The sequence below is a fragment of the Cohnella sp. genome (assembly GCF_041641335.1).
In the GTDB taxonomy this organism is placed as follows: Bacteria; Bacillota; Bacilli; order Paenibacillales; family Paenibacillaceae; genus Cohnella.
Genome location: NZ_JBEPYQ010000017.1, coordinates 26,326 through 53,301, shown reverse-complemented (window position 1 = coordinate 53,301; position 26,976 = coordinate 26,326). Strand labels below are relative to the sequence as shown.

The following is a 26,976-nucleotide window of genomic DNA, read 5'->3' as shown; positions in this document are numbered from 1 at the left end:
ATTGTCTCGATGGATCAGATGGGTATGCGCGCTCTTGTTTTGTGGAGGTGTCGCTGCTCCCGGGCAGGCTCAGGCTGCCTTGCCTTATGAAACGTATTCGTTCGACTCGAACGGCTCGCGTTTCCCCGTGCAGGCGGCCTATATTCCCGAACGAATGATTGGCCTGGAATCCGGGGAGCTCAGGTTCGACAGTCCGGAAGACATCATGATTGACGACCGGAACCAATTGTATGTGGTCGATAGCCGAAATAATCGGGTCGTGCGATTGAACGAAAATTACGAGCAAACGATCGTTTACGGCGACGAGGAAGGGGACGGCGAACTGAAAAGGCCCGAGGGCGTATTCGTGACAAAAGAAGGCTTCGTCTATGTCGCGGATACCGGCAACAGAAGGGTTGCTTTGTTCCAGGCCGACGGGACCTACATTCGCGAATATCGAAAGCCGGACAGCGAATACCTTCCCGACAATTTCCGTTTCGAACCGATGAAGCTGGTGGTCGACCAGCGCGGGGTCATGTATCTCGTGCTCAAAAGCGGTTATCAGGGACTGATGCTCATAGATACGAAAGATGGGCAATTTCGCGGGTTTTTCGGCATGAACCAGGCCTCCTATCATTTCATCGACGCTTTGAAGCGCCTCTTTTTCACGGAAGCTCAGATGTCCATGGAGGGCGACAAGCTGCCGGGAACGATCAGCAACGTTACGATCGACGACCAAGGCTTGATTTATACGTCCAGCGTGCGGGTGCCGACTAGGCAATTGAAGAAGCTGAATTATGCCGGGGCCGACTTGCTGGGCGATCGGGTCTACGGGGAGAAGCGGCTAAAAGCCGGTCAGGAGCGGATGTTTACCGATCTGACGGTCGATCGGAGCGGGATGATCGCCGCCGTGGACAATCAAACCGGGATCATCTACCAGTACGATTCGGACGGAGAAATTCTGTTTGCCTTCGCAGGCAAGGACGAGGGCTTTCGCAAGCTGGGCTTGCTGGAGCAGCCGAAAGCGATCGAAGTCGATGCGAACGGAAAACTGTACGTCGTCGACAGCGGCGCCAACGCCGTGTATGTGTTCAGACCGTCCGATTTCGCGCTGAAGGTGATGGAAGCGAAGCGATTAACATTGGACGGGAAGTATCGTGAGAGCGAAGAGCTGTGGAACGAAGTGCTGCATCTGAACAGCAAGTATTACTTGGCTCACCTTGGGATCGGCAAGTCCTATTACAGTCAAGGCATGTGGGAACAAGCGATGGACCATTTCAAAGCCGCGAATGCAGTGACGGAGTATTCCAAAGCGTTCTGGCAAGTCCGGCTGAACTTTATGCAAAGCCACTTCACGCTTATCGTTACCGTGCTGCTGGCATCGGCGATCGCGATTTATGCGATCCGACGTCTGCTTGACCGAAGAGTGGCGGACCTCCTCAGTCGGTATGGGAATTCGCTTGCGATGGTTCAACTCAAGGGGCTGTTCCGCCTGTTGAAGCATCCGTTCGATGGCTTCGCCGAGCTTCGCTATCATCGCAAGTCCGGCTTGCTCGCGTCCGTCGTACTGCTGGCACTGCTGTATGTCATGCTTATCGCCTCGGAGCTGGCAAGCAGCTTCATTTTCAATCCGAGGGAAACGAATGACGTGGACCCGCTGGTCGTCTTAGCGGTGCTTCTGGTGCTGTTCGCCACATGGGTCGTCTGCAATTACTTGATCAGTTCGATCTTCCGGGGACAAGGCCGATTCGTGGATGTCGTGATCGGAAGCAGCTACGCGCTTACGCCGTACGCCTTGCTCATCTTTCCGATTACGCTCGTATCGAACGCGCTTACGTTGGGCGAATCGGCGATCTACAGCTTCTTAACCGTCGGCGCCCTATGCTGGACGGGCTTCCTGTTCGTCGTATGCGTCAAGGAGATTCATAACTTCGATCTAGGAGAAGCGATACGGATCATCGTCCTGACGATCCTGTTCGCGTTGGCGGTATGGATCCTCCTCTTCATTTTCTTCGGCATGAACGTCCAACTGTTCGACTTTATCACACAGGTTAGGGAGGAGTTGAAATTCCGTGCGTAGATGGAACAGAAGTTGGCTGGCAGCAGGAATCCTTCTCTTGGTTATTCTCATTATCGCGGCGATCGGATTGTTGCGGCAGGAAGTCCGGGCTCGAGATATGCCTTCCTTGTCGGAACAGACGGCGTTGCGGAATACCGGTCCGGCGGGAGCTTCGCTGACCGTAGGGAAAACCTTCACCCCAATCGGGGAGAATGACCGAATAGCGCTTGCAGTGAACGCCGCGGGTCAGATACGGATTACGGATCGCGGGGGACGGCACGAGTGGTTCAGCAATCCTCAGGCGGATGCGCTGGCGCTCGAGGAAGTTAAGGGATATTGGCGCAATATGTTGGAATCGCCGTTCGTCATCGAATACCTTGACCTGAAGGGCATCAGCACGGAAGTGATTACGGCGAGTTCGGCGGATCTGGATGCCGCGATTTCTTTCCATGAGCTGAAGGGCGGAGTCGAGATCGTATTCGATCTGCGGAAAATCAACATTCGATTTTCTTATCTCGTCCGACTGGACGACGATCATCTGGAGGTCTCGATTCCTTACGACCGGATCGTCGAATCGGGGGATACAAGACTGGTCAGTCTTTGGGTCATGCCGATGTTCGGCGCGATGCAAGGCGCGACCCATACCGGTTATATGTTCGTGCCGGACGGAATCGGCGCGCTGATTCCGTTCGATCCGACGACCCATTATTCCTACTCCTATTCCTCTCGTTCGATCTATGGGGACGACGTTCTATATCCCGTATTCGGCATGGCCAGCGGGGAGAAAGCGTTCGTCGGAATCATTGACGAGGGAGAGTTCACCGCGGAGATTGCGGCGACTCCGGGCGGCATGTATACCACGTTCAATTGGGTGACCCCGCAATTCGTCTACCGCGAAAACTACTTTAAGCTAACGAGTCTGTTCGGAAACGGATTTCAGGTGTTCCAGGAGGAGAAGGCCAAGGAGGATCGCCGAATCCGCTATTATTTCCTGTCCGGCGACGACTCGAACTATGCCGGGATGGCGCGAGCATACAGGAGCTACTTGATGGAGGTCAAAGGACTCGAACGCAGGGCAGAGGCTTCTTATCCGTTGGATCTCTATGTGATGGGCGGAGACCGGGAGAAGGCGCTGATCGGCAAGAAGCTGGTTCCGGTCACGACCTTCGATCAGGCCGGGCAGATGGTTCGGTCTTTGGCGGAAGCTGGAGTCGGGCCGATCGACGTCACGTATAGAGGTTGGGAGAACAACGGCTATCTTCAGGATACGCCGGGACGCTTCCCGCCAAGCAAAGCGTTAGGCGGAGCGGAAGGGCTTGCGGAGCTGGCCCGGCAAGTCCATTCGTTGGACGGCAAGCTCTATTTGGCGGATAACTTCGCGGTCGCTTACTCCTCCAGTAATGGCTTTAATCCGAAAAACGACGCCATTCGGGACTACAACGGCAAGGTCATCTCCGACGGTCTGGGTCTAGGCATTGCGGAATATTTCGTTCAGCCCTATCTGTCTTGGCATTATCTGCAGGATAGCTTCATCAAGTTCCGCGACTTGAACGTTGACGGACTCTACCATGAAGGGATCGGCAAGGTTGTCCTTTCCGACGAATCCCCGTCCCGGCCGATTCCGCGAAAGGAAACGGCTGCGGTATTCAAGGCGATGCTGGCGGACACAAGCCATCGTCTGGGCGAGGCTCGAGCGGATCACGGCAATGCCTATGCGCTGCCCTATGTGAGCCATATCGGCAGACTCCCGTTCGATACGAGCTACGATATGCTCGCTAACTTTAAAGTCCCTTTCTATCCGATCGCGCTGCACGGGCTCGTATCTTACTCCGGGATTCCGCTCAATCTACAGGACGAGGCGCGGACGGGCTTCCTGAACACGTTGGAATACGGAGCATGGCCTGCGTATCTGCTGACCCACGACGATCCAGCCGCGCTGAAGCATACGCTCAGCGATTCGATCTACAGCAGCCGGTTCGAGGAATGGCGGGAGCAGGCGATCACCCAATATTCGGAACTGAAATCGGCGATCGGAACGCTCGGCAATCAGTTTATTGAAGACCACCGCGAGTTGGGTCAAGGCGTGTATGAAACCGTATACGAAGACGGCACGAGCGTGATCGTCAATTATACGCGGCAATCGTATCATGCGGGGGATCGCGAAATATTACCCGAAAACTACAGCATCGTGAGAGGAGAGGGTCGGGGGTGAAAGGGGTAAAGCGAAGCAAACTGTCTATGAATGGCCGCGAGGCGCTGACTGGCTATATCTTTCTTGCGCCCTGGCTGATCGGCCTCGGTCTCTTCGTTGCCTATCCGCTGTTGTTCACGATCTATATGAGCTTTAACGATGTCCGAATTACGAATTTAGGCTTGCAGATGGATTGGATCGGATTGCAGAACATAACGAATGCGTTCCTGAAGGACAATCAATTTCCGGTTATTCTGTTCGAGGAGTTGCTTCGGACGCTGATTGCGATTCCGTTGATCATCTTATTCTCGCTGTTCGTCTCGGTCATGCTGAATATCAAGTTTCCGGGCAGGACGGTGTTCCGGGCCTTCTTCTTCCTGCCGGTCATCTTCTCGACGGGCAGTGTGCTCAACCAACTATTTTTTCAGGGTGCTGGCGGACTGCAAATCTTGGAGCAATACGATATATCGGCATTTATTTTGTCTAATTTCCCGAAGGTGCTGGCGGAGCCGTTAATCAGCGTACTGGATATGTTGGTTATCATCCTGTGGTATTCCGGGGTTCAGGTTCTGCTGTTTCTGGTCGGGTTCCAAACGATCGGGCAGCAGGTCTACGAAGCTGCCCGCATCGACGGCTCTACGATGTGGATGACGCTATGGAGAATTACGCTGCCGGGTCTGACGCCTTTCATTCTGCTGAATACGATCTTCACGATCGTCGACATGTCGACGTTCCCTTTCAGCGGAGTCATGTCCTATATTACCGGCAATATGAATACTGCCGGTTATGGCTACATTAGCGCAATCGCCTTTATTTATTCTTTGATCATTTTCGTCATGATTATGGTCGTGCTTGCCGTCTTTAGCAAAATCAGCGGCAGAAGCAGGAGGGGATGAGATGCCAAAGTGGGTAAGGCTGGCAAGAAACGCCATGCTGGGCAACACCGAGAAACTGGGAATCTTTAAGGTTCTGTTGATCTACTTCGTGCTGGTGAATATCGTCTTTCTCTATTTGAATCCGCTTCTGCACATGTTTTCCACGATGGTGAAGAGCACGGCGGATTTATTGGATCCGACCGTCAGATGGATTCCCCGCGCGATCGATCTGACGTTCCTTAAGCAGGCCTGGTTCGGCATTCGGTTCCCCGAGACGTTCAAGAACAGCCTGATCATTGCCGTCTTCGGCGCCGTCTTCCATGTCCTCTCCTGCTCCATCACCGGCTACGGCTTCGCGAGATTCCGGTTTCCGGGCAGGAACGTGCTGTTCGGCGTGCTGATCGTCTGCTTTCTGGTGCCGCCGGCAACGCTGACGTTGCCCATGTACATCTTGTTCAGCAAGCTTGGCTTGCTCGGCTCGCCGCTTGCGATTATCCTGCCTGCGCTGTTTGCGCACGGCATCCGGGGCACGCTATTCGTCATTATTTTCCGCCAGTTTTTCCAGACGGTGCCGAAGGCTTATGAAGAGGCTGCTTACTTGGACGGAGCGGGATCGTTTCGGATCTTTTACAAGCTCATGCTTCCGCTCGCAAAGCCCGCAATTATCGTCGTCTTTATTTTCTCCTTCGTTTGGCACTGGAACGAAACCTTTTTAACCGGATTGTTCTTAAGGGGGGAGCATATGCCGCTGTCCTTCGCGCTGGACAGCCTATGGCAAGAACTGGAGCGGATGTACGGAGCCGGGGGATATACGGACAATGAATCGATGAAGATGGCTGGCAGTTTCTATGTGATTTTGCCGCCGATGGTTCTCTATCTGCTCGTTCAAAAATGGTTTATGAGAGGTGTCGAGAAATCGGGAATTGTGGAATGAAAGAGAACAAAAATATTTAAATGTATACAAATTATAAAAATTGTTGACAGTAAAGAAATTAGGGAGATATAATGGCATCGAGACTAGCGCAAGGGACTGTTGAAGAAGGTCTGGATGGAAGCGTTCCCAAGACTTTTGGTTTCGAAAACCATCAAATGAGCAAAGGGGATTGTAACATGAACAGAAAAGCAAGCAGAGTCATTCCGATGCTGGTATTGTGCTTCTTGGTCTTTCTCATAGGCTGTTCCTCGAATGGCGACGAGAATACGGCTCAGCCGTCGCAAAGCGTTGCGACTGCCGACGGAACCTCGACTCCTGAGCCGAGCGCCAGCGGCAAGGCGTCCGTTGACACCAGTCAATATTCCGGCACTGTCAAAGTATTGCGCGAGTGGGCCGATATCCAGCCGAACAAAGCGATGTTCGACGCGCTTGCGATCGCCTTCATGGAAGAATATCCGAATGTGAAGATCGAATACGTGACGGATGGCTGGGCGGCTTCCTTGCCCACGTATGTCGCGGCCAACGACAGTCCGGACCTGGTTATGACCAGCAGCCCGAATCCCCGCTTCCTGAAAGACAATCTGCTGGAGGATTTGACGCCGTACATCGAGAAGGACGGAACGATCGGCAAAGACAACTACGTGGATGCGGCCTACAGCAAGTATATCGTGGGCGACAAGCTGTACGGCTTGCCTTGGAACGTCGATCCGAATTTTCCGCTCTTCCATAACAAAAAAATATTAGAGCAATACGGCATCACCGAGGTGCCCGCGATTCAGACGCTTGAGGATCTCGGCGACTACCTGGAGCAATTCTGGATCGTGAATAACGGGAAGCAGGAGATGACGACGTTCGACCCTTCGAGCATTTGGGGAACATCCACCGCATTCATGACCTGGTCTTTCCTGAACGGAGCAACGCCTGAGGACATCTATGATCCCGTATCGAGGAAGATCGGCTATAACCATCCGAAAATCGTGGAAACGATGGAATGGATGGCCGACTTCTATCAGGAAAATATCCATGCGACCCGAATGGAGGAGCTGAAGAAAACATTGCCCGCGGATACCGATTTATTCGATGCCAACAAGATGGCCGTCTCTTACGTCTATACGCAAAAAATGAGAGACGAGATGGAGCTGCACCTAACGGCATTGCCGGATGAGTCTCTGTGGGTAGGCGGCTACGGCTTCTCGATGGTATCGACGGGCAAAAACAAGGAAGCGGCGTTTCAGTTCCTGAAATGGCTAACGACCTCCGATGCCGCGGCAAGAATTTCGTATGACATTCTGGGCGTGATCCCGGCCAAGAAAACGGTGCCGTACCTTGAAGAGTTGGCGCAATCCGACGAGCTGCTGAAATTGCGCCTGGACATTTTGAGCAAGGTCAAGAAGTATCCGCCGCTGACGCCCGTAAACCTTCCGGAAACGTTCGAAGCCGACTTTATGGCGGTGCTGAACGGAACGTCCAGTGAGGATCCGCAAGCCTATCTGGATAATCTGAACAAAATCATGCAGCAGCAGATTGACGATTACTATCGCCAATAGTCCGTCAAGGAGGCTAGTCGCGTTGAACAGACGCGGATTAGCCTTCATGTCTTTTTGAGGGGCTGTTTGTATGATTTTCGAGCAGGAGTTATTCCGAAAGGGGGAATTGTTGACAGGTTGCGAAGGCTCTTGCTATTCTGGAGTTACAGAAAGGCACGATGTTGCCAATAATAATTCAAGCTAAAGGAAAGCAAATGACATGAGTCAATTTCATGATGCTTTAACCCGGTCGCACCATACGAAAGAAGTCGTTGCGCAGCTTCGCAAAGATATTATTCTCGGCAAGTACAAGCCCGGAACGAGGCTGATCGAAGCCAAGCTGGCCGAGCAGATGGGCATCAGCCGGGCTCCGATCCGGACTTCGTTGCAGCTATTGGCCCAGGAAGGGCTCGTCATGAATTTGACGAATGGCGGGACAGAGGTTATTGGCTGCTCCGCGAAGGATATCCAGGATATCTTCGAGCTGCGGCTGCTGCTCGAGAAGACGGCTCTGCGGAGCGCCTTGAGAAGCCCCGTATTCCGGTATCGGCCGCTGTTCGATGCGATGGACTTGTTGGAATCCTACAAGGGCAAGGGCAGCGAGGTCACGAGCGAGGTGACTTCGAACCTGGACATCGCGTTCCATCAGAGCCTGATTCTGATGGCCGACAACAATGCGATGACGGTTGCCTGGAATACGATGGCCAAAACGATTCAAGCGATTCTGGAAATTACGAATATGACGACCCCGACCTTCGATGAGTTTTGCGATGCCCATCGCAAGCTGGCGGATATGATCGTGCAGAAGAATGAAGCGTGTATCGAGGAATTGGAGCTTCATATTAAGAACGCGATGAATATTATCATCGAGCGAATCGAGAAAAATACCCATTGATCGTCCGAACGGAAAAGAACGCAACGCCTGCGGGAAGCAGGCGTTGCGTTCTTTTTTGCGGTGCGCCCGGACTGGCTATCGTTTATTTCCATTCGAAATAGTCGTCATTGAAGTAAAATGATTTTGTATACATTTTTCAATTAATGTTGACGATAACTCGAGTTGGTGTATAATTAAGCTAATCTTATCAGATAGGAGATCCGCAATGAAGCTGGAGGACTTGATTACTTGCTTGAAGGAGCTCGGCCTCAAGTACGAAGCGCGGATGAATGCAGCAGGAGGCACGGTAATCGCGCTGGAACGGGGCGGCAGAATCATCGGGCTGTTTCCGTCTTCCGACGAGCCGAACATGCTCTGGACGAATCCCTTGCTGGAGGACCGAGCGGCTTCGAGGGAGCTGTTCGGCAGGGCGAACCATTGGAATATCGGCGGCGAGCGGGTATGGCTAAGCCCGGAGCGCGAATATCATGTGATGGCTCTGGAGCCGTCCGTCCGCTATACCGTTCAGCAGTCGATCGATCCGGGTGCCTATCGGTTCGAGAAGAGCGAGCAAGGCGAACGTTCGGGCTCGATCGCCTGGCGGCAAGAAGGCTCAGCAAGGCAGTTTCGGTCGGGCAAGGACGTGCGCTTCGAGCTGGCGAAGTCGGTTCGACTGGCGGATGATCCCTTGCGCTGCGCGTCCGACGAGCGCAGCGACGATTACAGCTTTATCGGATATGAAGCTTCCATTGCGCTAACGGTCGAAGAAGAACGGGACATTCCTCCGCTATCCAGTTGGTCCGTTATTCAGGTGCCCGCAGGCGGTTATGCCTACGCTCCTACTTATGGCGAGTGCCGGCCGACGGATTTGTTCGCTCCGACGAGTTCCTCCCGCTTAGCCGTAAGCAAAGGGATGGTGCGGTTCAAGATGGACGCGAAAGCCTCGCACAAGCTGTCGTTGAAAAGTTGGCAGACGACGGGCCGGTTCGGTTACTTCCGGCAGGACGACAGAGGTCTGTGCAGTTTGGTCTTACGAGCAATCGCCCCCGATCCCTCGTCCGACTATTTGGATACGCCGTGGGGCGATCCCGAGGATCGCGGCCATTGCGTGCAATTATACAATGACGACGGGAAGATCGGATTGTTCGGAGAGTTGGAGCATCACGCCCCGGCAGTAACGCGGAATCAAGATCAAGGGAAGCTTGTCGGCTGGGATCGTTCGCAATTGTGGTGCTACAGCGGTTCTTTCCGGGCGATTGCCCGGATCGCAGATAAGCTGCTGGGAGTCGATATTTCAAGATCTACATGAAGGCAATCAGGGGGCGAAGACAATGAAGGCCGTAGACCAATCATTCGTAAACGCGGTGATCGAGCCGACCGGAGAAGGATACGATATTTGCTATCGTACTGGCCTAACTGTGTATAATGAGATTTTTTCCGGAGGACAGCTGATGAGCACCGGCTGGAACGGAGCGGGGTATATGAGCAAGGTGATTACGTTTGCCCGCATTCCGCGTCTGGAGCCCGACAGCTTCGTCGAACCGCAAGCTTTCCGGCTGGAGGTTGGAGGCATGGCGCTCGATTCGCATTGGAGCTGGGCGGACTGCCAGCAGGTCGTGGAGGAGAGAGGTCTTCATGTCATCCTCTCCCTGAAGCACGAGCTGCGTCCGATTGCCGTCAAGGTGCATACGTTGCTAGACGGCACGCCGATCCTGACGCGCTGGCTGGAAATCTCCAACACGGGCGAGCAGCCAGCCCCACTCGGCTCCGTCTCTACTTGGAGCGGCGGCCTGCAGACAACGAAGCATTGGGAGACATACTTGAAGGACGGAGACCCGCTCTATTCCATCGGCTACATGACGGATTCGCGCTGGGGCGGGGAAGGACAATTTCAATGGAAGCCGCTGCCCCGTGACGTGTTCGGATTCAACAGGGGCCAGCGTCACCGCCATCCGATGTTCCTGCTGCGCAACGAAGCGACCGGGGAACATTTCATCGGGCAGCTGGCGTGGTCCGGCGACTACAGCTTCGTTTTCGAGCTCGACGCCGATCCCGGCGGCGCCGTTATGGGCCATGACGGGCATGCGCACCTCTCCTTCAAGATCGGGCCCAAAGCGCCCGCACCGCTGCGTGTCATCGCGGCGGGAGAGTCGGTAACGAGTCCCGAGGTGCATATGGGCATGCTGCTCGGCGGCTTTAACGATTGCATACATGCCATGCATGATCATATGCGAAAATCGGTCTTCACCGTTCCCGAGGCGCTGGGCAGAGGCAACTGGATCGAGATGGGCCTGGGCGCGGAAGTCGAAATGTCGGAGGCGATGACTTACCGGCAGATCGATGTCGCCGCCGAACTGGGGGTCGAGGTGTTCTTCATCGACGCGGGCTGGTATGTGCCGCCCGGGGACGAGCATCAGATGGGAGAGCATTTGGGAGACTGGAAGGTCGATCTGCAGCGGTATCCAGACGGCATGAAGCCGATCAGAGACAAAGTACGGGAGAAGGGCATGCTGTTCGGCTTATGGGTGGAGATCGAACGGCTGGGCAAGCTGACCGAACTCTATCAGGCGCATCCGGATTGGTACTCCGTCGCTTATAACGGCGTGAACAGCACAGGCCGGATGGGCGGCATGATCGACTTCGCCCGAGACGAGGTTGCGGCGTGGGCGGAAGAAACGATGGCCCGCATTATTGAAGAGAACGAACTGGACATGTTCAGGCTGGACTACAACGCAGGCCATATTAAAGCGGGCGGCTACACGGTTCGCGACGGTTACGCGGAGAATAGCTACTGGAGATATTACGAGCATTTCGACGCGATTTTCGATCGGTTAAGAAGACGCTTCCCGAATGTCATCTTCGAACATTGCGCAAGCGGCGGAGCGAGAACGGATATCGGAACGGTCAGAAGGTTCTCGCATACCTGGGTGACGGATTGGCAGGTCGCGCCGAGATCGTTCAGCATAACGAACGGAATGTCGATGGCGCTTCCGCCGGAATACGTGGATCGGCTGGTGGCGGGACAAAGCGGCCACGTTGCGGCGGACATTTCGTTCCAGATGCGCCAGCTGCTCTTCGTCAGGCCGACCGTCAGCGTCTTCCATCCGCTCGGAAGCGAAGGGAACCCGGTCCAATTGGCGATCGTTCGCCGTCATCTCGATCTGTACAAGCGGTTTGTTCGCCCCTTTATGAAGACCGGCCGTATTTACCATCATACTCCGCATTTGGACGGCTTCGAACCGAGAGGATGGGGCGTGCTGGAACTGGCCTCGAGAGAGAGGGACCGAGGCATCGCCGGCCTATTCCTGCTGTCGAATCCAAAGGAAAGAGAGTATGTGCTTCGGCTGCGGGGGCTGGATCGTTCCAAAACGTACAAGGTCACTTGGGACAACTGCTCCCAGAGCGCCGAGGTCAGCGGATTTATCCTGATGGATCAAGGGCTGACGGTTCGGCTCGAAGGCGCATTAACTTCGGAGCTGATCCTGTTCGAGGCGATTTGACGATGAGAGGTGCAGCCGCATGAATCGTACTTTACGTACCATGGTAGATAAATATCCCGAGCTGCAAGCGTGCTCGAAGGATACGGAGGCCGCTTATCGCAAGCTCAGATCCGCCTTCGAGGCGGGGGGGAAGCTGCTCATCTGCGGCAATGGGGGAAGCGCATCGGACTGCGAGCATATCGTTGGCGAGATGATGAAGGGCTTTATGCGCAAAAGACCGGTCCCGGCAGAATTCAGGGGAAAGCTGAGCGAGCTGTACGGCCCGGAGGGAGAGACGCTTACGGAGGGTCTGCAGGGGGCGCTTCCGACCCTGTCGCTCGCCAGCCAAACCTCCTTTCTGACCGCATACGCCAATGACGTCGCTGCGGATATGGCGTTCGCTCAGCAGGTATACGGCTATGGCAAGCGGGAGGATGTCTTGTTGGGTCTTAGCACTTCCGGAAACTCCGCGAATGTGCTGAAAGCTGTTCAGGTCGCCAAAGCAATCGGCATGACGACGATCGGGCTGACGGGAGGTGACGGCGGCAAGCTGCGGGAGCTGTGCGATGTCGCCGTCTGCGTTCCCTGCGAGTCGACTCCCGATATTCAGGAGCGCCATTTACCGATTTATCACGCCCTGTGCGTGATGCTGGAGGAGGCGTTTTTCGACTCATGAGCTTGCTTGCAGGCATTGATATCGGCGGGACGAAATGCGCGGCAAGCCTGGGCGCGCTGGCGGGCAACGGTGAAATTCGCATCCTCGACAAGGTGAAATTTCCGACGCCCGCTTCGCCGGAGGAGGCGATCGGGCACCTGCTGGACGGGTTGGCCATCCTTCTAGATCGTCAGAGGGGAGGTCGGCTGCAAGCGATCGGCATCAGCTGCGGAGGACCGCTGGATAGCGCACAGGGCCTAATTCTGTCGCCGCCCAATTTGCCCGGTTGGGATCGCATCGACATCGTCTCGCCCTTTCGCGAAAGGTTCGGAACGGACGTCTATTTGCAGAACGACGCGAATGCCTGCGCGTTGGCGGAATGGAAGTGGGGCGCGGGACAGGGCTGCCGCAATATGGTTTTCCTCACTTTCGGAACGGGAATGGGGGCCGGACTCATCCTGAACGGCATGTTATACAGCGGAACCAACGACCAGGCTGGCGAGGTGGGCCATCTTCGTATGGCGCGGAACGGTCCCGTCGGATACGGCAAAGCGGGGTCCCTTGAAGGCTTCTGCAGCGGAGGAGGCATCGTCGAACTGGCGAAGAGCATGGCCTATCGGCATATGGATCAGGGAAAGCTGTCGGAATTATATGCGAGCGCCGACGATGTGCCGTCGATTACGGCGGAGAAGGTCGGTCTGGCGGCAAGGCGAGGCGACAAGCTGGCGCTCCGAATCTATCGGCACTCCGCCCAGAAGCTGGGCATGGCGCTGGCGATGCTGATCGACATTCTGAATCCGGAAAAAATTGTGATCGGGAGCATCTTCGCCAGGCAGCGAGAACTGATGGAATCCGACGTATGGGAAAGGATCGAGCGGGAGGCGCTTCCGTTGTCGCGTTCCGTATGCCAGATCGTCCCCGCCGCTCTAGGCGAGCGAGTCGGCGATTACGCCAGCCTGTCGGTGGCGATGCTTCACGAGGAACGGGCTTAACGACCGGATCTGCCCAACAGAGAGGGTCATCATCATACGAAGGAGCTGACCTATGCGGCACAAACGACGGATCGTACTGGGAGGCGTGGCAGCATTGCTCATCATAGCGGCTGCGCTTGCAGGAATCCTGTGGAACGGAGAAGACAAGCGACCTATGAAAACGTTAAGAGAAACGTCAACGGAAACGTCAAGCGCCACGTCGACGGAAACGCGAAGTCAAGCACCGGAGAACTCGGTATCCGTACAGGTGAATTTAGCCGAGTTGGATCAGACGATCGAAAATAAATTTTCGGACCTGAGCCAATGGGAGCTCGGCATGGACTGGTTATCCAGCGCTTTCGCGCAGTCCGAGGACTATATGCGGACAAAGTATCCCTTTGTCAAAAGGGTGCAGCTCATGAGCGCGACAGGCGGCTCGGAAGTGCGCGATCTGTTCCTCAGTCCGCTTGACCGCGAGCAATTAACCGACTATAACTTTTCCCGCCTGGGTACTGCAGTCAAGCACATTTTGCGGCAAGGGTTGAAGCCGTCCATCGTGACGGGCAACGTCCCGCTGAAATACAGCTCGGATCCGCACATTGGCGGGTTCGGAGTCAACGTTCGACCGCCCGACGATTACGAGGTTTATTACGACTATATTAAAGCGCTTGCGCAGTATTTGGCTGATCGATTCGGCTTGGACGAGGTCCGAAGCTGGACCTGGCGGGCGCTGGTCGAATACGAGAACGTCGATTGGTTCAACGCCGGAGATCCGGAGTCGACGAAGGAAGCGTACTTCAAGTTGTACGATTATACGGTGGCCGCTTTGGAGGAAGTGATCGGAGCGGAGCATCTCTATATCGGCGCGCATAGCATGACGAACGCGGAAGGCTATTGGGACGAACGGGATTTTATCGATCACATTGCCTTCGGAACGAACTATTATACCGGTCAGACGGGCACGCAGCTCGATTTCCTGACGTATTCATATTACGATATGAAGCCGGGTCTCCGCTCTCCGTCGCCGTTCACGCTGGAATCCAATCTGAATTTGCTGCGCGAGCGGGCGCTCAAGAACGGTTTGACCGATCTGGAATACGGCGTGGATGAAGGGCGGATCGCGTCCGGTCCCGATAACAAAGAGCTGTTCCCGCGTTCTGTCGCTTCAAGCTACCAATCCGCTTACGACGCGAAGCTGTTCAAGCAAATGCACGATATCGATCTCGATTATTTCGCCAACTGGTACTTAAACACGGAACGCCTATGGGAAGGCATTACGGGCGTAGATCCGGTCGGCACCCATCTGGCTAATCTGGCCTATCGAATGGAGGGAGGACGCAGAGCAAAGGTTCACGCTTCGGCACCTGTGTCGCTCGCATCCAACGAGGTGGACGGTATCGGCGCCTATCATGACAATTCCGGCACCGCACAGCTTCTGTTGTACAATTTCAATGAAGATCCGGAAGCCGGAATCGGCGAGCCCGTCACCGTGACGTTCGATCGCGTCGAAGCGGTGCAAGGAAACGCCGTGACGATCAAACAGTGGATGATCGATGACGGGCATGCCAACTATTGGCCGACGTGGCGGATTCATTTGGAAGAACATGGAATTTCTGAAGGCGATTTCGGCAGCTGGTCCAACCATTCCTGGACGATCGGAAGCGTCGCCAATGAGAGGATTCGAAAACTGTGGTACGACAATGTGAATGAATATCGCAAGCTGGCCAAGCTGGAGCCAACGGAGACAACGGCGGAGATTAAGGACAACAAGTTGGTTCTGACGCAGGCTCTGGCTCCCCAAGGCGTCGTATTTTACGAGATTTCAGGGATTCGGCCCTCTTAACCGCAACAACCCGACAACCATTGCCGACTGTCCAAGTCGCCGATGGTTATTTTTTTATCCGCTTGGATGGCTGTTGAAAAGATTGCAATAACCGCATAGCATGCGCATAATTTGGTAAGGTAGATTAATAGACAAAGCCGATTACGAATTGGGAGACTTGACATGCTGGACTTTTATTTGTTTCCGATTTCCTATGCTTTCTACACGTTTCCGATCGCGGCGGCGATTTTCACGCTGCCGTTTCTGGTCGTGCAGTACCGTCGCCATGGCTACATTCATAAGTACAGGGCCTTGATCTTGTATTTGTTTTTGCTGTACCTGATGAACGCCTTCTACCTGATTATTCTTCCGTTTCCGGATTCGGTTCATAACTCGCCGCCGAAGGCGGAGTCGTACGCGCAGTGGATTCCGTTCCATTTTATTTCCGATATCGTCAAGGAAACCGGTGCGAGACTGGACAGTCCGGCGACCTACGTTCGCCTTCTGACGGAGAGGGCTTTCCTGCAGGTCGTGTTTAACGTGCTGCTGACCGTCCCGTTCGGCATGTTCATGAGGCATTATCTTCGCACCAGATGGCCGGCATGCCTGCTATGCACGCTGGGGCTGTCGCTGTTTTTCGAGATTACGCAAGTGACTGCTATTTTTGGAATTTTCGATTACCCGTACAGATTGTTCGACGTGGACGATCTGATGATGAATACGGCGGGCGGGATGATCGGCTTCCTGTTTGCCGACTGGCTCGGCAGGTGGCTGCCCCGCATCGACAAGCTGGACGAACGCACGGACCTGTCCCGGAGACGAGTCGCCTATACGCAAAGAGCCATCGCCTTCCTGTTCGATTGGGCGATTCTGCTTCCGCCATTCGTCTTGCTGTCCGTCGCGCGGGTGCCGTATTCCTACGTTCTGATTGTCGTCGCTTACTTCATCGTGCTTCCGTACTTGACCAACGGATTAACGCCGGGCAAATGGCTGGTGAGGATTCGTTTGAAGGGCCGGGGGGAGCGGATTACCCTGGGCGAACTGACCGCCAGATACGGTCTTCTCTATTTATTGGCAGGCGGGGCTAACGTCGCGTTCGTTCGGGCGGGCTTGCATTCGATTTCTCCGATGGTCATGCTGCTGTTCGCGTTCGTACTGTTCGTGTTCGACATGGCGGTTGCCGTTCATTTTTTACGCTGTCTGTTCAATCGGAATCGCCGGTTGATCCATGAGGAGAAAAGCGGTACGGCCCATGTCATTACGGCCAAGAGCAGCACGGTTAAGGAGACCCGGAGGAAGAAGCACGGCTGATCTGTCCGGCGCGCTGACGCTTAGTGGGACTGTCTCATAAGTAGGGGTCGTACAAGATTATCGATGAAAAAAGAAGGGCATCTATCTCCTGGAGACTGCCTCATACGGTCCTGAATGACCCTGTTGCGGGTCTATCCATTCAAAATTTCAGGATCGTATAGCATCGGAAGGAGATAGATGCACCTGACACCCATTCATCGATAATCGTTCGGTACGACTCTTTTTTAGCTATGAGACAGCCCCGGTTCATCGAGAGCGAGATCGCTCACAGGTTCGCAGCTTTCTTCGGTTGACTCGGAGTATACTCAACTGCCTCGCTTTTCCGCACGGGAGATATTCTCCAATACGCCAATCCTACGAATAGAATACCGCCGACCATATTGCCCAGCGTTACGGGGACCATGTTATGCAGCCAGCCAACCGCAGTAACCGCTTCGGGATGCTGCGGCAAGATCAGCGCTACGCTAAGAAGGGTCATATTCGCTATGCTGTGCTCGTAGCCGCTGGCAATAAAGGCGAATAGGCACCACCAGATGGCGAACATTTTAGCTCCTTCGCTTTTCAGCTTGATGCTCATCCAGACGGCGAGACAGACGAGCCAGTTACAAAGAATGCCGCGATAAAACAATTCCATAAACGGCGCGGTCATCTTTTTCGCTGCGGCCGTAAACACCAAATGCTCCGCCGGCACGGCATTGAATAGGCCCGAGCCTTTCACCAGCAAAGCGAATAGAACAGCCCCCGCCAGGTTTCCGATAAATACGATCAGCCAGTTGTTCAGCGTATCACGGACAGAGGTTCTGCCAGCCAGCGTACTGATTGTGAAAACCATGTTGTTGCCCGTAAACAATTCCGCTCCGGCAATGATGACCAAGGTCAAGGCAATGCCGAAGCTTGCCCCCATGACTAACGGCTGAAAGGGCGAGCCGGATTGGGCGAGGGGGGCTCCTAACGTAAAGATGAGAATAATACCGAAGCCGACGTAAGCCCCTGCCAGCATCGTCGCAATGAAATAGCCGAGCTTCTCTCGCTTCATATAATTCGCTTTGGCGACGCCGGCTTCCACAATCGCTTCCACATTTTGCTTAAACATCTCTATCTCCCTCCCAAGGGAAGACGCATCTCTTATTTTGGCTTATACCAGCACGTAAACTTTGTTTTCTTCAACAAGGGTGTCGTACGTGGGCACGCAGCCATCGTCCGGTTCTTGAACCTTGCCGTCGATCAAAGACACTTTGTACTCGTGCAGCGGGCAGAAGACGTATTCGCCGGCTACGATTCCTTCGGCAAGCGGCCCTTGCTTGTGCGGGCAAACTCCGCCGATTGCTTTAACTCGATCGTCAGATAAGCGGAACACGGCGATTTTACGGCCTTCGACGACCACCTCGCGTCCGATGCGAGGAGGCAACTGGTCGAAGTTAGCGACAAATACCTTTTGTTTGATTTGAGTCGTTCCCATCCTTATCCTCTCCCTACGGTATAAAGCTCTTTTTCTTTATGCTCATTGTTGCGAACCTCGGTCCACGGGTCTTTGCGTTTGCCGGCTACCGCTGCATCGAGCTCCGCCAGCAAAGCTCTGCTCTGCTCCGGATCGAGCAGCACCGATTTGACATGCTCGAAGCCAAGGCGCTCAAGCCAAGGGGCCGTGCGTTCGGCATAGTTGCCTGTCTTGCGGTAGTATTGCAGCATGGCGCCGCACAGGTCGATGACCTCCTGCTCCGTTTCGACCGTCGTCAGCAATTGCGATTCCTTCACTTCCGTTCCGCCGTTGCCGCCGATGTAAATCTGGAAGCCGTTTTCCACGCCGATGACTCCGAAGTCTTTCACGCCGCTTTCCACGCAGCTGCGGGGACAAGCCGATACGCCCATTTTGAATTTGTGCGGGGTATCGATATATTCGTAGCGCTCCTCCAGCTTAATGCCGAGCCCCATCGAATCCTGCGTGCCGAAGCGGCAGAAGTTGGCGCCCACGCAGGTTTTAACGGAGCGAACGGCTTTGGCATAGGCCGAAGCGGAAGTCATATCCAGCTCTTCCCAAATGTGCGGAAGATCCTCTTTGTTCACGCCGTACAAGCCGATGCGCTGACTTCCCGTGACTTTGACAAGCGGCACCTTGTACTTTTCCGCGACTTGGGCGATTTTCAGCAGCTGCTGCGGCGTCGTTTGGCCTCCCCTCATGCGAGGAATGACCGAGAAGCTGCCGTTCTTCTGAATGTTGCCGTGCATGCGTTCGTTGACGAAGCGCGACTCTTTCTCATCCTGATGCTCGTTCGGGAAGGTCACATTCAGGTAGAAATTGATCGCAGGGCGGCATTTCGAACAGCCCTCGGCATTGCGGAAGCCAAGTTCGCGGAATACGTCCTTCGATGTGGTCAGACCCTTCTCGTGAATTTGCAGCACGATGTCGTCCCGGGTCAGATCGGTACAGCCGCAGATGCCCGTCGGCGCAAGCGTAACTTTGTCGCCCAAGACGTGCGTGAGCAGCTCGCCGATCATTGGCTTGCATTTGCCGCAGGAGTTGCCGGCTTTGGTGCAGCGGACAACATCGGCGACGGAGGTCAATTGCTGCGTATGGATCGCATTAACGATCGTCCCCTTCGTGACGCCGTTGCAGCCGCATACCGTATCGGCATCGTCCCACTGTGCTACGCTTTCGCTTGCCTCATCGTCGGCGGACGCCAGCAGCGTGACCGGATTCAAAGCGCTAATATCGGTCTCGTTTCGCAGCATTTTGTAATAGCGGTTTTCTTCGGACGTATCGCCGTATAGCACGATGCCGACAATATGACGATCTCGGATAAACAGCTTCTTGTAGCTGTTGTTCAAGCCGTTATATGCTTCAATGCCTTTCACGTCGTCGCTCTCGCGGATGATGCCCGCCGAGAACAGGTCGCAGCCGGACACTTTCAGCGAGGTGGACACCGTGCTGCCTTTATAGCCGTCTGTCGGGCGACCGGTCAGCCGATCGGCCAGCGCTTTCCCTTGTTCGTACAGCGGGGCAACCAGACCGTAAACCATCTTGTTATGCTGGGCGCATTCCCCTACTGCATACACGTCCGCCGCGCTTGTCGCCATGAAATCGTCAACGACGATTCCCCGCTCGACACACAGCCCCGCGTCCTTGGCCAGCCCGGTTACCGGCCGGATGCCGACGGCCATAATGACCAGATCCGCCTCCAAAGTGCTGCCGTCGCTGAATTCGAGGCCTTCCGCTCTGTCCGTCCCAAGAATCCGCGTCGTTTTTTTCTCCATTAGAAATCGAATGCCTTGCTTTTCCAAATCCTTCTTGAGCAAATTTCCGGCAGGCTCGTTCAACTGCGTCTCCATCAGCCATTTCTCCAGATGGACGACCGTGACGTCCATGCCCTGATCGACCAAGCCTTTGGCAGCTTCAAGTCCCAGCAGGCCGCCGCCGATGACCGCCGCCCGCTTATACCGCTTGGCCTGCTCGATCATTTGCAGCGTGTCGTCGATGGTGCGGAAGCCCAGCACGCCTGCCAGCTCCGCGCCCTCTACGGGCAGGATAAAGGATCTTGACCCTGTCGCTATGATGCATTTGTCATAACGGATGCATTGACCGCCGGCCGTCAAGACTTGCTTGGCTTGCGGGTCCAATTGGACCGCCGGATCGTGATGAATGAGCGTAATGCCGTTATCCTCGTACCATTGCAGGGGATTCGTAATGATCTCATCCACCGTCATCTTCTTTTGCAAGACATTCGAGAGCATGATGCGATTGTAATTCGTATAGGGCTCTTCGCCGATAATCGTAATCTCGTATTGACGGGGGGACCGCTCCATCATTTCTTCGATGGTTCTCACGCCGGCCATGCCGTTGCCGATCAGCAGCAGTTTCTCTTTAGTCATAGCGCTCCTCCTGTTGTGAAAACTTTCACTTGTAAGTTGTGAATGTTTTCACTTTCTGTGCAAACATCGTATCATGGAATAGGGATTTCGAGTATCAGGGAATTCCCTGATCATTTTGTCGATAAATCCCGTAAAAATTGGAGCGCTAAACGCGAAGTGCTTGCGAGCCCTCATGACAGTCGGCCTGACGGAAATATCGCTTTGGATGGGCTGATTTTCTGTTGGATTACGCCTCGTTTCCTTGCTATTCTCGTACGGAGCGCGCATTCACGTGTAAAGCGATTGTACCGATTTCAGTTTAGCGCGGAACAACTCGATCGCTTCCTCCGGTTCGACGATGGTTGCATGTGCTCCCAGCCTCCAGGCCAGATCGACGTAGAAGCCAATATGGTTCGGAGAGATCGGAATGGTCGCGAATCCGCCGTCACTCCCGTCCGTCTTAGGTACGATGGCCGATCCGAACCAGCGGTCGGAGCGGAGTTCATGCACGCCCTGTCGCGTCAGTTCGAGCGTGAAGAAGATCGGCTCGGACCCTCCTCCGTCGGGAGGATCCTGCAAGGTGCGAAGAGCGACATCGTCTCTGATCGCAAGCGAAGGATTCAAGACGGCGGATCGGATTCTGTCGGCGCGGAACAGGCGGTAGTCCTCCTCGCGGAAGCAGTAGGCCGGGCAGTACCAGTAGCCGTCACTCTCGTAAAGCCCGATCGGCTGAATGTCCCGGGGGCGCGCGGCGCGTGCGGATGCGTATTGGATCGTGACGGCGCTGCTCGCCATAATCGCCTGCAAGAGAATCTTCAAAACTTCCGCAGACATATCGCGGCGAGGGCTCCAGATAGCGACTCTGTCTTTCAGGCGATCAATGCGTTCCCGAATATCCTGAGGCAGATAATGATAGAACTTGCGAAGAGCGGCGTCGGTTCCCTCTTCGAAAGGAAGAGCGCCGAGGGGCTTCAGCGATTGTCCGGCGATGAACAGGGAGACGGCCTCGCTCTCCGTGAAGGCGATCGGAGGAAGCAGCCGCTCCTGCAGCAGCCGGTATCCGCCCCCGCGTCCTTGAACGGAGTAGACGGGAACTCCAAGTTCGCTCAACTCTTGCAAATCGCGCGTGACCGTGCGGGTGGACAGACCGAATTCATCGGCGAGCTCCTGTACGGTGAACGTTTTTTTGGCGTTGATGAACATCATCATTTGAATGAGACGCTGAGACTTGGGCATAAGTGGATCTGCTCCTTTTTGGGACAGCAGGCCGACCGGGGCGGGTTACGGTTGCTGTTTTATTTCATTTTAACATTTAAATAAGACAAAATATGTCCTATTTCAGTGATACATTGTTCACATGAAAGATAACGAATGAATGGGAGTTGGTCGGCATGGCATTAACAAATCGTACGCAGAGGGATATCGGATTTGTGTTCGTACACGGAGCGGGGCTGAATGGACGCATATGGGAGAGAGTGGCCGACGGGTTGGATTATCCGTGCTTGTTCGCGGAGTTTCCGGGGAGAGACGGCGAGAAGGAGATGCGGCTGGAACTGACGTTAAAACAATACGCGGATGCGGTTGTGCGGCAGGTGAAGGAATGGGGAGTCGGGCGGATCGTGCTCGTGGCGCATTCGCTGGGGGGACAGGTAGCCCTTCAGGCAGCGGAAGAGCTTCGGGATCGTCTGGCAGGATTCGTTGCGGTGGGGGCGGCTATCCCGAAGCCGGGAGGCTCGTTCCTGTCCGTGTTGCCTTGGCCCAAAAGGGCGATTCTATCTCTTATGATGAGGAAGATGGGCACGAAACCGCCCGAATCGGTCATCCGGGCGGGCTTGTGCAACGATCTCGCTCCCGAAGATGCGGATCTTGTCGTAAAGGGGTTTGTACCCGAATCAATTCAGGTCTACGCGGATCGGTTCGACGGGTCCTTACCGGACGTTCCCCGGTTATATATCCGGCTGGAGAAGGACAAGGAGCTCGGCTCGTCTCTTCAAGCCCGAATGATTCGGAATTTCGCTCCGCAGCGGGTCCGGACGCTAGAAACCGGACACTTGCCTATGCTTGGCGATCCGGCAGGCCTGCGTAAATTGCTGCTCGAATTCACGTCCTCCGTTACTTCTTGAGCAGCAAGTAAGCGAAGTAAGGAACGCCGATCAGCGACACGATAATGCCCGCGGGCAGTCCGGCCGGTTCGATCAGATTGCGTCCGACCGTATCGGCCAGCAGCAGCAGCCACCCGCCCAGCAGAACGGCGACGGGGATGAAGAACTGGTTGCGCGGGCCGACCAGCGCCTTGGCGATATGCGGGGCCATCAGGCCGATGAACGCGATGCCACCGGTTACGGATACGGCCGCAGCGGCGGAAGCGACGGCTGCCAGCAGCAGCACGATGCGCTCTCGCTCGAGCCGCAGTCCGACGCCGATCGCGGACGAATCGCTCAGACCGAGCAGGTTCAGCCGGATCGATTTGAACAGAGCGAAAGGGATGAGCAGTGCGAGCCACGGAAGCAGCGCCCATACGAACGGCCAATCCGTCCCCCAGATGTTGCCGGCGATCCACTTGGCGATGAAGTCGACCTTCTGGCGGTCCGAGGAGGAGATCAACACGATCATGATCCCGGACAGCGCCAAGGAGAAGCCGACGCCGACAAGCACGAGCCGGATCGGATCGAGGCCGCGCGAACGGCTATAGGAGAAAGCGTAAATCAGGATGGCCGTAACGACCGCCGACGCGAAGGCGACCAGCGGAAGCATGTAGACGAACGATCCGGCTTCGATCGGGAAGTACAGGAAGAAGATCGCGACGCCGACGCCGGCGCCGGAATTGATGCCGATGATGCCCGGATCGGCCAAGTCGTTGCGGGTGACGCTCTGCAGAATCGAACCGGACAGCGCCAGCGCCATTCCGGCCAGCAGCGTAATCGCGATGCGCGGCATCCGCAGGGAGAATACGACGAAATGTTCCTTAAACGTTCCATATCCGAAGAGAGTAGGAAGCAGTCGGTCGAAGGACACGGAAGAACGTCCGATGCCCATGCCGACAGCCGCCGTAACGGCGATAAGCACGATGCTGATCATCAGAATGCGAATCAGGTTGCGAACGGGATGAGTTGCGGCGTTCATGAGAGAGCTTTGCCTCCTTTGCGTACGACGAACAGGAAGAAGGGCAAGCCCAGCATCGCGACGACGGCGGCCACCGGCGTCTCGTACGGCGAATGGAGCGTGCGGCCGATCGTATCGGCAATCAGCATGAACGAGGCCCCCGCGAATACCGAGAAAGGAAGGATATAGCGGTAATCGGTGCCTACGAATCTGCGGACGATGTGCGGAATCATCAGCCCGACAAAGGCCATGTTCCCGACGAGCGCGACCGAGGCGCCCGTGAGCAGGACGATCAGGACGAACATGACCGCTTTGATCTGCGCGAGCTTCTGCCCGAGGCCGGTAGCCACTTCGTCGCTAAGGCTGAGCAGAGTGACTTGGTTGGACATGAACAGAGTGGCGACGAGCCCGAAGAGAATGACCGGGGCGATCGTCTGAAGCTGCCCCCATGTCGTGCCGATCAAGCCTCCCGCCGTCCACATGGACACGTCCTTGGAGACTTTGAAGATCAGGCCGAGCCCGTCGGCTATGGCATACAGAAAGGCCGATACCGCCGCGCCGGCCAGCACGATGCGGATCGGTGACAGGCTGCCTTGGCGCATCGATCCGAGCGCAATCACAAGCGCAGACCCGACGGCAGCGCCGATAAAGCAGGCGATCATAATCCCGAAGTAGTTCAAGCCGGGGATGAACACGATGCCGATCGCCAGCGCGAGGTTGGCTCCGGAAGTCAGGCCGAGCAGTCCCGGATCTGCCAGAGGGTTGCGCGTGACTCCCTGCATGACCGCCCCGGATACGGCGAATGCGGCTCCGACGAGGATTGCTCCGACTTCGCGGGGAATGCGGATTTCGCGCAGCATGAGCGCCTTGTCTCCCATGCCGCTGCCCGTGATCGCGTGCCACAAATCCTGATATGTAGTATCCGCCGCTCCGAGAATCAAGGATATCGCGAAGCAGAGGACGAAAACGACGATGCTGCCTGCAAGCTTGTAAGCGAAATTTGAGGAACGAGATCTGGTCATCATGGGCCTCTTAACCGAGGAAGTTTTTAATGAAAAATTCGAGCTGGAAATCCAGAGTCAGGGGATCGTTGAAATAAAACTCCTGCGCGTTGACTTCGAATACCCGGTTGTTCGTAACCGCCGGAATGTTCTTGTACGTCTCCGTTTCGGTGAACGACAGGTCCGAACCCGGGAACTTGCTGAAGATGACATAGTCTCCGGCGAATTCCGGCACCACTTCGGACGAAAGCGCGTAGTAGCCGTCCTTAAGCGCCGTTTCCTTGACCTTCTCCGGCATGGCGAGCTTCATCTCCTGGTAGAGAATCTCGGTGCCGCGTCCCCAGTTGTCGCCGTATACGTAGATCTGTTTGTCGTAAGCTTCGATGACCGATACCGTCGACTCCGCGCCGATCTTCGCTTTGATGTCTTCGCCGGCTTTGGCCGCGCGGGCTTTGAAGTCGTCTATCCATGCCTTCGCTTCAGTCTCTTTGTTCAACAGTTTGCCGATTTCCAGATGCTGCGTCAAGTAGTCGACTTTGCCGTACGTGTATGTGACGGTCGGGGCGATCTCCTTCAGCTTGTCGACGTTCTTGATGTTCGAGAGGCCGACGATCAGATCGGGCTCCAGCTCGATGATCTTCTCCAGATCCTCGTCGGTTACCGCGGCGACGTCCTTGAGCGTCGCGTCGAAACGAGGGTTCATCTTGGACCATTCGTCCACGCCGACGAGCGGTACGCCGAGCGCCATGACGTTGCCCGCGAACGAGGACAGCACAATGACGCGCTGCGGATTGGCCGGAACTTCGACCGGACCGTTCTCGGATTCGTACGTGATCTTGCCGGATTCGGCGGGAGCCGAAGCGGATGCAGATTCGGACGGCGATGCGGATTCCGAAGGGGCAGCAGACGAAGGCTGCGCGGAAGGACTGGCGGAATTGCCCGAGTTGTCGGCTTTGCCGCCGCATGCGGCAAGGATTAACAGCAAGGCCAAGGCGAATGGAACGAATGTTTTTTTCACGTAATGACTCTCTCCCTTTTTTTTATGCTTAATGTACAAACAAATGATCGAATCTGGGTTTCAGCTATTGCGACTCGGCGCCACATAATTGAGAATGATTCTCATGATCACATATGGTATTGTAAGGCGAGGGAGGGGCGGTGTCAATAGGGGAGGGATGGAAATTGGGGGAGTCCGGCTTGTGAAACCACTCCTTTTCTGGGAAAATAGGAGGAAGTCGCAAGGTCCGGCTATTTATGCGAAAAGAGGGTTACGAAATGACGAAAACATCCGTTTACGATATGACGTTCGAAGGGCTGACCGAATGGCTCGGGGAGCGCGGGCACAAGAAGTCGCGGGCGACGCTCGTATGGGAGTGGCTGTACCGCGAGCGGACGACCGATTTCGCCGCGATGAACGGCGTGCATCAGGAATGCTTGAAGACGCTGGAGGAGCATTTCTACATTGAATCGTTAAGCGAGCATTCCCGGCAGGAGTCGAAGGACGGGACGGTCAAGTTCCTGTTCCGGTTGAAGGACGGCAACCTGATCGAGACGGTGCTCATGCGCCACAAGTTCGGCTTGTCCGTCTGCGTGACGACGCAGGTCGGCTGCAACATCGGCTGCAGCTTCTGCGCGAGCGGTCTGCTCCGCAAGAGCCGGGATCTGTCCAGCGGGGAGATCGTCGAGCAGGTGATGAAGGCGCAGCGTTTTCTGGACGGCAGAGGGCAGGGGGAAGCGGTCAGCCATCTTGTCGTGATGGGCATCGGCGAGCCGTTCGACAACTACGACAACCTGGTCAAGTTCCTCGACGTCATCAAGCATCAGAAAGGGCTGGCCATCGCCGGTCGCCATATCACCGTCTCGACGAGCGGTCTGGCCGACAAGATCTACAAGTTCACGGACGACGATCTGAAGGTGAATCTGGCGATTTCTCTGCACGCTCCGAACGATGAGCTCCGGACGAGAATCATGAAGATCAACAAGGGGATTCCGATCGAGAAGCTGCTTAAGGCGCTCGACTACTATCTGGAGAAATCAAAGCGGAGAGTGACGCTCGAATATATTCTGCTGAAGGACGTGAACGATCAGCGGGAGCACGCGCTGGAGCTGGCGGAGCTGATCGGGGACCGCAGGCCGCTCGTGAACGTCAACCTGATTCCTTACAACCCGGTCGACGAGCACAGCCAGTACCAGCGGACGGAGCAGCACGTTGTGAGCGAGTTTTTCGACACGCTGAAGAAGCAGGGAGTCAGCTGCAGCGTGCGTCTGGAGCACGGAACGGACATCGACGCCGCGTGCGGACAGCTGCGGAGCAAGCAGATCAAGAAGGAAGCGGTCGCGAATTAACGGGA

The 26,976-nt window shown here is 55.4% G+C and carries 21 protein-coding genes; 14 read left to right on the top strand and 7 right to left on the bottom strand.

From position 1 onward, the window contains the following. Position 1 precedes the first annotated feature (1 nt). The 12 genes from ACESLM_RS07775 (at position 2) to ACESLM_RS07720 (ending at position 16,676) form a co-directional block, all read left to right on the top strand. A complete protein-coding gene (locus ACESLM_RS07775) occupies positions 2 to 2,059 on the top strand; it encodes a YIP1 family protein (protein WP_372630988.1) in 2,058 nt (685 codons plus the stop codon). Next, positions 2,052 to 4,250 carry a DUF5696 domain-containing protein gene (locus ACESLM_RS07770; protein ID WP_372630987.1) on the top strand — a complete coding sequence of 733 codons (2,199 nt, stop codon included), beginning with the start codon at positions 2,052 to 2,054 and terminating at the stop codon, positions 4,248 to 4,250. Before ACESLM_RS07775 ends, ACESLM_RS07770 begins: the two co-directional genes overlap by 8 nt. Beyond that, a complete protein-coding gene (locus ACESLM_RS07765) occupies positions 4,247 to 5,125 on the top strand; it encodes a carbohydrate ABC transporter permease (RefSeq protein ID WP_372630986.1) in 879 nt (292 codons plus the stop codon). The genes ACESLM_RS07770 and ACESLM_RS07765 overlap by 4 nt, the downstream gene beginning before the upstream one ends. A gap of 1 nt (position 5,126) precedes the next feature. Continuing rightward, a complete protein-coding gene (locus tag ACESLM_RS07760) occupies positions 5,127 to 6,038 on the top strand; it encodes a carbohydrate ABC transporter permease (protein WP_372630985.1) in 912 nt (303 codons plus the stop codon). 176 nt (positions 6,039 to 6,214) lie between these two features. After that, on the top strand, positions 6,215 to 7,585 hold the full coding sequence (locus ACESLM_RS07755; RefSeq protein ID WP_372630984.1) for an extracellular solute-binding protein: 1,371 nt from the start codon (positions 6,215 to 6,217) through the stop codon (positions 7,583 to 7,585). 199 nt (positions 7,586 to 7,784) lie between these two features. Continuing rightward, entirely contained in the window at positions 7,785 to 8,459 is a 675-nt protein-coding gene (locus ACESLM_RS07750; protein WP_372630983.1) for a GntR family transcriptional regulator, read from the top strand. Positions 8,460 to 8,664: 205 nt separating this feature from the next. Continuing rightward, the gene (locus ACESLM_RS07745; protein WP_372630982.1) at positions 8,665 to 9,747 is read left to right on the top strand and encodes a DUF6786 family protein; all 1,083 of its coding nucleotides are present in this window, start codon (positions 8,665 to 8,667) and stop codon (positions 9,745 to 9,747) included. Between the two features lie 142 nt (positions 9,748 to 9,889). Further along, complete coding sequence (locus ACESLM_RS07740) at positions 9,890 to 11,938, top strand: alpha-galactosidase (protein ID WP_372630981.1); 2,049 nt, start codon at positions 9,890 to 9,892, stop codon at positions 11,936 to 11,938. Positions 11,939 to 11,957: 19 nt separating this feature from the next. Then, positions 11,958 to 12,593: a D-sedoheptulose-7-phosphate isomerase gene (locus ACESLM_RS07735; RefSeq protein WP_372630980.1), complete on the top strand. Its 636-nt coding sequence runs from the start codon at positions 11,958 to 11,960 to the stop codon at positions 12,591 to 12,593. Then, a complete protein-coding gene (locus tag ACESLM_RS07730) occupies positions 12,590 to 13,564 on the top strand; it encodes an ROK family protein (protein WP_372630979.1) in 975 nt (324 codons plus the stop codon). The genes ACESLM_RS07735 and ACESLM_RS07730 overlap by 4 nt, the downstream gene beginning before the upstream one ends. A gap of 52 nt (positions 13,565 to 13,616) precedes the next feature. Beyond that, on the top strand, positions 13,617 to 15,386 hold the full coding sequence (locus tag ACESLM_RS07725) for a GH39 family glycosyl hydrolase (RefSeq protein ID WP_372630978.1): 1,770 nt from the start codon (positions 13,617 to 13,619) through the stop codon (positions 15,384 to 15,386). A 162-nt stretch (positions 15,387 to 15,548) separates the two neighbouring features. After that, the gene (locus ACESLM_RS07720) at positions 15,549 to 16,676 is read left to right on the top strand and encodes a VanZ family protein (RefSeq protein WP_372630977.1); all 1,128 of its coding nucleotides are present in this window, start codon (positions 15,549 to 15,551) and stop codon (positions 16,674 to 16,676) included. Positions 16,677 to 16,941: 265 nt separating this feature from the next. Here the strand turns inward: ACESLM_RS07720 and ACESLM_RS07715 are convergent, their stop codons facing one another. The 4 genes from ACESLM_RS07715 to ACESLM_RS07700 form a co-directional block, all read right to left on the bottom strand. Then, positions 16,942 to 17,769, bottom strand: coding sequence for a formate/nitrite transporter family protein (locus ACESLM_RS07715; protein WP_372630976.1), 828 nt, complete (start codon positions 17,767 to 17,769; stop codon positions 16,942 to 16,944). A gap of 42 nt (positions 17,770 to 17,811) precedes the next feature. After that, on the bottom strand, positions 17,812 to 18,135 hold the full coding sequence (gene nirD / locus ACESLM_RS07710; protein WP_372630975.1) for a nitrite reductase small subunit NirD: 324 nt from the start codon (positions 18,133 to 18,135) through the stop codon (positions 17,812 to 17,814). A gap of 2 nt (positions 18,136 to 18,137) precedes the next feature. Then, entirely contained in the window at positions 18,138 to 20,543 is a 2,406-nt protein-coding gene (nirB, locus tag ACESLM_RS07705; RefSeq protein ID WP_372630974.1) for a nitrite reductase large subunit NirB, read from the bottom strand. Positions 20,544 to 20,810: 267 nt separating this feature from the next. Then, a complete protein-coding gene (locus ACESLM_RS07700) occupies positions 20,811 to 21,758 on the bottom strand; it encodes a helix-turn-helix transcriptional regulator (protein ID WP_372630973.1) in 948 nt (315 codons plus the stop codon). 155 nt (positions 21,759 to 21,913) lie between these two features. Between ACESLM_RS07700 and ACESLM_RS07695 the strand changes: the two genes are divergently transcribed. Then, positions 21,914 to 22,645, top strand: coding sequence for an alpha/beta fold hydrolase (locus ACESLM_RS07695; RefSeq protein ID WP_372630972.1), 732 nt, complete (start codon positions 21,914 to 21,916; stop codon positions 22,643 to 22,645). Here ACESLM_RS07695 and ACESLM_RS07690 read toward each other — a convergent pair. The 3 genes from ACESLM_RS07690 to ACESLM_RS07680 are packed head-to-tail and all read right to left on the bottom strand — an operon-like array spanning position 22,635 to position 25,643. Further along, positions 22,635 to 23,645 carry a FecCD family ABC transporter permease gene (locus ACESLM_RS07690; RefSeq protein ID WP_372630971.1) on the bottom strand — a complete coding sequence of 337 codons (1,011 nt, stop codon included), beginning with the start codon at positions 23,643 to 23,645 and terminating at the stop codon, positions 22,635 to 22,637. The two genes, ACESLM_RS07695 and ACESLM_RS07690, sit on opposite strands and share 11 nt — an antisense overlap. After that, positions 23,642 to 24,649 carry a FecCD family ABC transporter permease gene (locus tag ACESLM_RS07685; RefSeq protein WP_372630970.1) on the bottom strand — a complete coding sequence of 336 codons (1,008 nt, stop codon included), beginning with the start codon at positions 24,647 to 24,649 and terminating at the stop codon, positions 23,642 to 23,644. Before ACESLM_RS07685 ends, ACESLM_RS07690 begins: the two co-directional genes overlap by 4 nt. A gap of 7 nt (positions 24,650 to 24,656) precedes the next feature. Continuing rightward, complete coding sequence (locus tag ACESLM_RS07680; RefSeq protein WP_372630969.1) at positions 24,657 to 25,643, bottom strand: iron-hydroxamate ABC transporter substrate-binding protein; 987 nt, start codon at positions 25,641 to 25,643, stop codon at positions 24,657 to 24,659. Between the two features lie 257 nt (positions 25,644 to 25,900). Here ACESLM_RS07680 and rlmN point away from each other — a divergent pair, with 257 nt between their 5' ends. Further along, on the top strand, positions 25,901 to 26,971 hold the full coding sequence (rlmN, locus tag ACESLM_RS07675; RefSeq protein ID WP_372630968.1) for a dual-specificity RNA methyltransferase RlmN: 1,071 nt from the start codon (positions 25,901 to 25,903) through the stop codon (positions 26,969 to 26,971). Positions 26,972 to 26,976: the final 5 nt, after the last annotated feature.

Excerpts from the sequence above, each read along its gene's own strand:
- ACESLM_RS07760 (WP_372630985.1), top strand. The coding sequence starts at position 5,127 with ATGCCAAAGTGGGTAAGGCTGGCAAGAAACGCCATGCTGGGCAACACC.
- ACESLM_RS07730 (WP_372630979.1), top strand. The coding sequence starts at position 12,590 with ATGAGCTTGCTTGCAGGCATTGATATCGGCGGGACGAAATGCGCGGCA.
- ACESLM_RS07690 (WP_372630971.1), bottom strand. The coding sequence starts at position 23,645 with ATGAACGCCGCAACTCATCCCGTTCGCAACCTGATTCGCATTCTGATG.
- ACESLM_RS07745 (WP_372630982.1), top strand. The coding sequence starts at position 8,665 with ATGAAGCTGGAGGACTTGATTACTTGCTTGAAGGAGCTCGGCCTCAAG.
- ACESLM_RS07715 (WP_372630976.1), bottom strand. The coding sequence starts at position 17,769 with ATGTTTAAGCAAAATGTGGAAGCGATTGTGGAAGCCGGCGTCGCCAAA.
- ACESLM_RS07725 (WP_372630978.1), top strand. The coding sequence starts at position 13,617 with ATGCGGCACAAACGACGGATCGTACTGGGAGGCGTGGCAGCATTGCTC.
- nirB (WP_372630974.1), bottom strand. The coding sequence starts at position 20,543 with ATGACTAAAGAGAAACTGCTGCTGATCGGCAACGGCATGGCCGGCGTG.
- ACESLM_RS07720 (WP_372630977.1), top strand. The coding sequence starts at position 15,549 with ATGCTGGACTTTTATTTGTTTCCGATTTCCTATGCTTTCTACACGTTT.
- rlmN (WP_372630968.1), top strand. The coding sequence starts at position 25,901 with ATGACGAAAACATCCGTTTACGATATGACGTTCGAAGGGCTGACCGAA.
- ACESLM_RS07750 (WP_372630983.1), top strand. The coding sequence starts at position 7,785 with ATGAGTCAATTTCATGATGCTTTAACCCGGTCGCACCATACGAAAGAA.
- ACESLM_RS07685 (WP_372630970.1), bottom strand. The coding sequence starts at position 24,649 with ATGATGACCAGATCTCGTTCCTCAAATTTCGCTTACAAGCTTGCAGGC.
- ACESLM_RS07735 (WP_372630980.1), top strand. The coding sequence starts at position 11,958 with ATGAATCGTACTTTACGTACCATGGTAGATAAATATCCCGAGCTGCAA.
- ACESLM_RS07700 (WP_372630973.1), bottom strand. The coding sequence starts at position 21,758 with ATGCCCAAGTCTCAGCGTCTCATTCAAATGATGATGTTCATCAACGCC.
- ACESLM_RS07695 (WP_372630972.1), top strand. The coding sequence starts at position 21,914 with ATGGCATTAACAAATCGTACGCAGAGGGATATCGGATTTGTGTTCGTA.
- nirD (WP_372630975.1), bottom strand. The coding sequence starts at position 18,135 with ATGGGAACGACTCAAATCAAACAAAAGGTATTTGTCGCTAACTTCGAC.
- ACESLM_RS07755 (WP_372630984.1), top strand. The coding sequence starts at position 6,215 with ATGAACAGAAAAGCAAGCAGAGTCATTCCGATGCTGGTATTGTGCTTC.
- ACESLM_RS07740 (WP_372630981.1), top strand. The coding sequence starts at position 9,890 with ATGAGCACCGGCTGGAACGGAGCGGGGTATATGAGCAAGGTGATTACG.